General features: G+C 72.1%; 8 protein-coding genes and 1 pseudogene. 4 read left to right on the plus strand and 5 right to left on the minus strand.

Annotated features, from left to right (window positions below):
- Positions 1-846: 846 nt before the first annotated feature.
- The gene (locus AB0P35_RS41240) at positions 847-1,122 is read right to left on the minus strand and encodes a DUF4235 domain-containing protein (protein ID WP_095877777.1); all 276 of its coding nucleotides are present in this window, start codon (positions 1,120-1,122) and stop codon (positions 847-849) included.
- Positions 1,123-1,846: 724 nt separating this feature from the next.
- Between AB0P35_RS41240 and AB0P35_RS41245 the strand changes: the two genes are divergently transcribed.
- The 4 genes from AB0P35_RS41245 to AB0P35_RS41260 all read left to right on the plus strand — a co-directional run bounded on the left by AB0P35_RS41245 (position 1,847) and on the right by AB0P35_RS41260 (position 3,523).
- Positions 1,847-2,002, plus strand: coding sequence for a DUF6131 family protein (locus AB0P35_RS41245; protein WP_360508620.1), 156 nt, complete (start codon positions 1,847-1,849; stop codon positions 2,000-2,002).
- Positions 2,003-2,258: 256 nt separating this feature from the next.
- The gene (locus tag AB0P35_RS41250; protein WP_095877779.1) at positions 2,259-2,690 is read left to right on the plus strand and encodes a hypothetical protein; all 432 of its coding nucleotides are present in this window, start codon (positions 2,259-2,261) and stop codon (positions 2,688-2,690) included.
- 196 nt (positions 2,691-2,886) lie between these two features.
- Positions 2,887-3,009, plus strand: a complete 123-nt coding sequence (locus tag AB0P35_RS41255; protein ID WP_363521578.1) for a hypothetical protein — start codon at positions 2,887-2,889, stop codon at positions 3,007-3,009.
- Between the two features lie 256 nt (positions 3,010-3,265).
- Entirely contained in the window at positions 3,266-3,523 is a 258-nt protein-coding gene (locus tag AB0P35_RS41260; protein WP_095877780.1) for a hypothetical protein, read from the plus strand.
- 184 nt (positions 3,524-3,707) lie between these two features.
- Here the strand turns inward: AB0P35_RS41260 and AB0P35_RS41265 are convergent, their stop codons facing one another.
- The 4 genes and pseudogenes from AB0P35_RS41265 to AB0P35_RS41280 form a co-directional block, all read right to left on the minus strand.
- Positions 3,708-4,025, minus strand: a complete 318-nt coding sequence (locus AB0P35_RS41265; protein WP_363521580.1) for a DUF6296 family protein — start codon at positions 4,023-4,025, stop codon at positions 3,708-3,710.
- A 341-nt stretch (positions 4,026-4,366) separates the two neighbouring features.
- On the minus strand, positions 4,367-4,834 hold the full coding sequence (locus tag AB0P35_RS41270) for a transposase (protein ID WP_363521583.1): 468 nt from the start codon (positions 4,832-4,834) through the stop codon (positions 4,367-4,369).
- Positions 4,835-4,957: 123 nt separating this feature from the next.
- A complete protein-coding gene (locus AB0P35_RS41275; RefSeq protein WP_363521585.1) occupies positions 4,958-6,004 on the minus strand; it encodes a DUF6296 family protein in 1,047 nt (348 codons plus the stop codon).
- Positions 6,005-6,098: 94 nt separating this feature from the next.
- Positions 6,099-6,263 (minus strand): annotated as a pseudogene (locus AB0P35_RS41280) (MerR family transcriptional regulator); the annotation flags it as partial.

Genomic DNA, 6,263 nt, shown 5'->3' on the forward strand with positions numbered 1-6,263 from the left:
CCGCCCGGGCCCCCCCCGCGCCCCCCCCCCCGGGGGGCTCGCGGCGGCGGGCCAGTCCTCCCCCCGGCCCCCCCCCCCCCCGGGGGGGCCCCCCCCCCCGGGTCTCTATCGCGTCGGGTTCTCGGACACACCGTCCGGGTGGAAATCGAGGACAACGGCCTCGTCCACATCCTGGTGCTCATCGCCGCCGGAGCCGGACACACCCGCGCATGCCCAGTCCCTGCGCCGAGGCTGAATGCCTGCACCGCCCGACCAACCGACGAAAGTTCTCCTTGCCCTCCGGGTCGTACAGGTCGACACCGGCGGCGAGCATCTCCCGGACGCCCACCGGCCACCGATGCCCACGCTCGGACGTGGCCACGAGCGGCCTCCAGCCCCCGGATCCCCGCCTCGGCGCGCCGCTGGTCTGCGACCGCGTCCATCCCGAAGTCCAGCGCCCGCACGTAGGTGGCCACCCCGCGCCACGCAAGGTCGACGAGTTGCTCGCGCACCCAGGGCTCGCCACGGCTGGCCGCCTACCCCTAGCGCATGCCGTCCCACTCGCACGCGTCAGGTCGGACAGGCCCCGGCCGGTGCCGCCGTGCCGGCCGAGCAGCCGCAGCTGGATGGCTGCGCCGACCCCGTCGGCTCTTCCGCTCGCCCGGCCCGGACAACGTGGACGGCTGGGAGGACCACGACGACTACGACGAAGAGGGTGGCTGGTCGCTGACCGCCCGGACACGGGCCGTGCTGCGCCTCGCGCTGGAGGACCTGGCCGGCACCGCGGCGCAGACGGCGGTACTGGGCGCGGCGAGCGAACACCTGACTGCGAAGGTGGCAGGGCCTGCACCCGCGCCGGTGCGCCGGTCAGCGGTCGTCGCTGGTCGGCCAGTGCCCCGTGGCCTTGCCCACCGCCACTGCACCCGCCCGGTCGAGCGCCGCTTTCACCAGCGCAAACACCGCGCCTTGCAGCGCCGCCGCAAGGAGCACCTCGCGCCAGGTGCGGTCCTCGTCCGTCGCGTTCGGGGCACCCTCGTGCCCGGCCACCTTCCACACGCGCTTGAACACGGCTCCCGCCAGCACACCGCCGAGGGCGCCCACCACCATGCCCACCGGCCGGTAGACGATCTTGGAAACGTTCACGACCCGCTCCTCCTCGTGCTTCCGCGTTCACCCGGCGCCTGTCCACCCGGCCCATCCTCAACCACGACCGCCGCAAGGAATCGTGAGAAATGGGGTCGCGAGCGCTCGGGCCTGCAGCCGACCGAGTGCTCTTGGTGCGGAACGCGACCGGGCCGCCGTCGTAGCCCCGGCAGGCGCATCCCCTACGAGGTCTTGGCGCGCGCGATCCATGGCGCCGTGCAGGTCAGCGGCGAGCAGCCGCCGTACCAGATGGGCGAGTCGGGCGCGACGGTGGTGCAGCGGGTGGGGTCGGTTCACTGGCCTCCGTCCTTCGTTACAGGTCTCCGACGGTTCGGCGGTGGTGGGGCGCGGCGGTTCTCGGCGGCCGCGCATGCCCCCAGGCGGGTCACCGTCTTCTCCCGCCCGCCAGCCGCATGCGTGCCCCGGCCGGCTTCCACCCGTTCGGCCCGGCCCGCCGAGCCCGCCGAGAACCCCCGATGTTTCACGACACGAACCTGGGGCTCGGTGCCCGGAGAAGGCCGCCCGCGAGCGTGCACATCGCCACCTCGCCGACCCGTTCTGCGCCGGCACCTCAACGCTCGCCCGGGGCCCGTGGAGTGGTTTGGCCCAAGCACCCTGCGGCATACGCCCACCTGCAGGCAAGCCCGGCGAATCAGGATGCCGGCGACCCCTCACCGGGCCGCTCCTGCGCACCACTCACCGCGCACCACACTCGGGAGTTCCCGTGATCATCCTCGGCGTCATCCTGCTCGTCATCGGCTTCGTCACCGGGATATCGATCCTGTGGACCATCGGCATCGTTTTGGCCGTCATCGGCCTCATCCTGTGGGTCGCCGGCCTCCTCGGCCACGCCGTCGGCGGCCGCCGCCACTACTACTGACCCCGACCCCGACCCTACGGTCAGCACACGGAGCGGGCGGTGGATCCGGTCACCGCCGGACGGCTTCCGTCTGCCCCACCGCCCCAGCTGGGCACCACGAAACCGACACAGCGTCAGACACGCCGCCGCCCGGGCTTCGGACGAGTGCGTGTGCCCATTGGCGCGCGTCTCCTTCCGGCGGCGGTCCGCCGACGGCCGTTCCGGGAAGACTCCGGGCCCACGGAGCCGGTCGCGGGCAGCCGATAGGCTGCCCCGCATGGGCATGTTCACGGCCATCGAGCAGGCGGTCCTGGAGGCGCAGCTGCAGTTGGAGGACGGCGGGTGGGAGCCGACAGCTGCGGATCTGCTGCTGACCCGGCAGACTGCCGTCGCGCTCGATGGTGCTGTCGGCCCGGCGGACGTGCAGGAGTCGCTGCCGCGGATCGAGCGTCTTGCCGGGCTGCGGGAGGCGCTCGCCGGCCTCGCTCTGGCTGTCGCGCGCATCCACGGCCACCTGGCATGGTTCCTCGCGCAGTGTGCGAGCGAGCTCGCCCCGGTTCTTCACTGGCGTGCCCTGCCCGCGCCCGACGGCCGCGCCTTCGGCGCCGTCCTCCCTACCACGGACCAACTTGCCGACGCCGAGCGGGCGGTGCGGCTGCTGGCCGCGATGCTCGCCCGCACCGGCGGCAGCGGGAAGCCGGACAGCTGACCGGCCATCGGCCTCACCGACCCGGCTGACCGCCACACGGCCCTCGCCTTCGTACGGCGGCCTGCAATCGACCAGGCGGCCACCTGGCACGCCAATGGCGGTCTCGCCCACGCGCCGACCTCGCCACCCGCAACCAGCAGATCGCCCGGCCGCCCGCGGCCTCACCCCGTGGCGCGTCGTGCTCGGCCTCATCGGCGTGACCGCTCACGACCTCCTCTACCTCCTCTACCTCCTCTTCATCGGCGTCATCGTCCTCGTCACCGCCCTCGCCCTCGGAGGCGCACGCCTGCGCAAGACCGGTCACCGCACCGTGCGGTAGCCCCAAATTCCGCAACCGGTCCCAGTCGGGGCCTTGCGCTCTTCGTCAGGGAAGCGCCGGCGGCTTCAACCTGTCGCCGAAGATGCAGCACTACTGTACTCGTGGCGCCGGGCACCGAACCCGACACGCGCGACGGTCGACAGACATAGAACCGCCCCACCAAGGCGCGCCTGGTCGGCGCGTGGCCGGCACCGCGGCGGCACACGCCGGACGGCCCGCGGATGCGGCGGAAGGCCGCGCCGCGCATCGTGGAGGCATGCCGAACAACCACTTCCATGCCAAGCAGTTCAGGCCGAACGTCCGTCTCCTCACCGTAGGCGCTGCCATGGCCGGTGCCGGGGCCTTCGTGGGCGTCGCAGGAGTGGCCCTGGTCGCCACCGCCCTGGCCACTGCCGGACGTCGGATGGTCACCGCCTGGGAAACCCACCCTGCAGAGATGGCCGCCCGCACCGCCCGCCAGGCCGCGTCCGCCTCCAGCGCTGCCCGCGATGCCTGGCGCTCCACCCCTGTCTGAACCGGGACCGACGAACCAGGGCCCGGTGCAGGACCGCACACCGGCGCGGAACCTGGTCCGGGTCCGCCTTCCGGAACACGCCAGGACCGGACGTCGATGGCTGTCGCGAACTCTGACGACCTGCTCGGACCTGTCGAACGGACGGCTTTCTCTGCGGCGCCCGGTACGGACGGCATGACCTGCACTACGGGCTGATCGTCGGCTTCGGCACGGTCCGCGGGCTGCGCGGGGACTGCGGAGAGGTCGGTGGCCGATAGAGGGGCTGGGCGTGGACGGGGTTGTCCGGCACAGGTCGGCCAACGCAGTCCAGGACATGGACCAGACCGCCGTCCTCGATCTCGACCCGGACAGTGAAATCGGCATCCGCGTAAACCGGATGCCCGTGCGGCCCGAATCCGGCCTGCCGCTCCACCACGACAGTGTCCTGCTCCCCGTGGCACCCGGCGGGCCCGGGGAACGTGAGCATCCAGCGGTCGGCGCGGTTCTGCGTCACGGCGATCACGTCCTCTCCACCATGACACGGCCCGGTGTCCGGCCGCAGCCCACGCTGCCGCCCTCCTCGGGCCCGCATGCAACAGGCGCATCCGAGCGGAACACCCGGCTTCTACGCAGCCCCTGTCCGGACAAACCATGGAGCACGGCGGCGGTCAGTAAAAACCGGCTCCGGCCTTCTTCTGACAGTTCAGAGGTCAGGACACGATCCTCCCAGAGACCGGGCACGCCCGATCGGCTTGTGGCACTGCAGGCCGGTTCGCCGACGGGGAGGCTCTGCTCCGGCCGCTGGAACAGCCCGCACCCGGCCGGAGACGGTCCGCATCGCCGGGTGGCGCCGTCCGGTGAGGGTCAGCGGGCGCGGATGACGGTGAGCGGCTCGTTGGGGCAGTCGGCGGTGTCGGCCTCGGCCTGGTCGACCGTGAGGCCCCAGCGGGTCCTGATCGCGGCCGTGGCCGTCGCGAAGCCGGCCAGCATCGCACGGGCGGCGTTCTCTGCGTCCAGGGTGTCGGACTTGCCGTTCATGCGCCGCAGCCGCCGGTCCGGGCGTCCGGCCTCGACCACCTTGTGGCCGGCCCTGCGCAGGAACGAGGTCAGCGTGGCGCCGTAGGAGCCGGTGCCCTCTATCCCGAATGCCAACACGGTGCCGAACGAGGCGGCCCAGTCGGCCAGTTGCTGGAAGCCACCGGTGTCGGTGGGGACGGTCAAGGTGGCCAGGATCCCGCCGATCGCGTCCATCACCGCCGCGACGTGCACGTGCTTGTGCGTGTCGACACCGATCACGACATGCCCGGACCTGGGCTGCTCGCTGTGGTGCACGGTTGGTCCTTCCGGTCGCTAACGTGGGGTTCACGCTGTCGCCGGCCGGACGGACAGGACTGTCACGGGGACGCTTTGGCGAGTCGGCTCCAGGCTCCTGACTGGGTCAGTCATAAGCAAGAGTCAGACCGCCTCAGCCGGGGCTACCCGATCCTTGCGGGATCCGGTGCGAAAAGACTGACAGTCGTAAGCGTCCCCGGCGCTCCCAGCCGACGGCCTGATGCCCTCGATGAGCAGGTGCTCTCCCGCAGTGCCCGTCAGGCCGTGTCCGCATCCAGAGCTGCCCGCGATGCCTGGCGCTCCAACGCCTCCTGAACCAGCGCTCCCGCCGGCTGCCGAACCCTCGCGTGGACCGCCCCCGCGGTCCAGAAGTGGATCGTCCCGAAGCGAACCTCGAAGAGAGTGCGGCAAAAGATGTCGGCCCTCGTGCCTGGGGCACAGGGCGGTCGCGCAGGCTACGGCCCGGCTCACGGCAGTGGTACGGCGTGCAGGCAGGTGTGCTGGCCCGCGGCCCGTCGCGGTGGACACCGGGCGGGCCACGTCGCCGGTGATCGCGACCCGGAAGGCGCCGGCCTCGTCCTGGTAGATCGGTGTGCCGTCGGCCGTCACCTCGCCGGTGGCGTGGACGATGACGACCTCGGGCGGGCCGTGCCGGCCGGGCGGCGGCCCGGGCATGGTCACCGCGTAGCGTGAGGGCCTGTCCATGGCCGGCTCACCCGCCCGCGCCGGCCGCGGGGCGGCACGGACGCTTCCGAACAGGGCGAGGACCTCGTTGACGCCGGTTATCTTCAGCAGGCGCCTGGCCTGTGCCGGCAGCGCGGCCAGAGTCAGCTCCACCCCGGCCGCCTCGGCGGTGCCTCGGATCCCGAGCAACGCGTTCACGGCGGTGGAATCGCAGAACGCCGGGGCCGCCATGTGGACGACCAGCCGCGTGGGGCGATCGGCCACCGTGCGTGCGAGTGGGTGCGTGCTCCAGCGCCCGGCGCTGGTCCTGGTCGACCTCGCCTGCGAGGTGGAGGAGCTGGGCGCTCCCGCCGGTTCTCGTGGTCGTAATCCGCAGTGGCAATCCGGTGGGGACGGTGTTCTCGGCTCGCACGCCGTGTCCGGCAGACATGGGCAGCCCCTTCTGGTGATGAGCCTGCTCTGGCCGGGCGGTTTCGTCCAGGGCACCGCGTTGACGGAACGGACACGGAGCGCGCGACGGAGCCTGCTGGAATCTGTCCATAGGCTCCGCCCGCGGCTGCAGGGGAGGTTGCCGGTCCGGTCAGGTGTCCGTGGTGGGCTCCTGGTCGTGCTGGGAGCGGCGGAGTTGTTCGTTGAGGCGTAGGGCTTCCTCGAGTTGGTCTTCGAGGATGACGATGCGGCAGGCGGCTTCGATGGGGGTGCCCTGGTCGACGAGGTCGCGGGCGCGCATGGCGATGCGTAGTTG

It is taken from the genome of Kitasatospora sp. NPDC085879, from assembly GCF_040686255.1.
In the GTDB taxonomy this organism is placed as follows: Bacteria; Actinomycetota; Actinomycetes; order Streptomycetales; family Streptomycetaceae; genus Kitasatospora.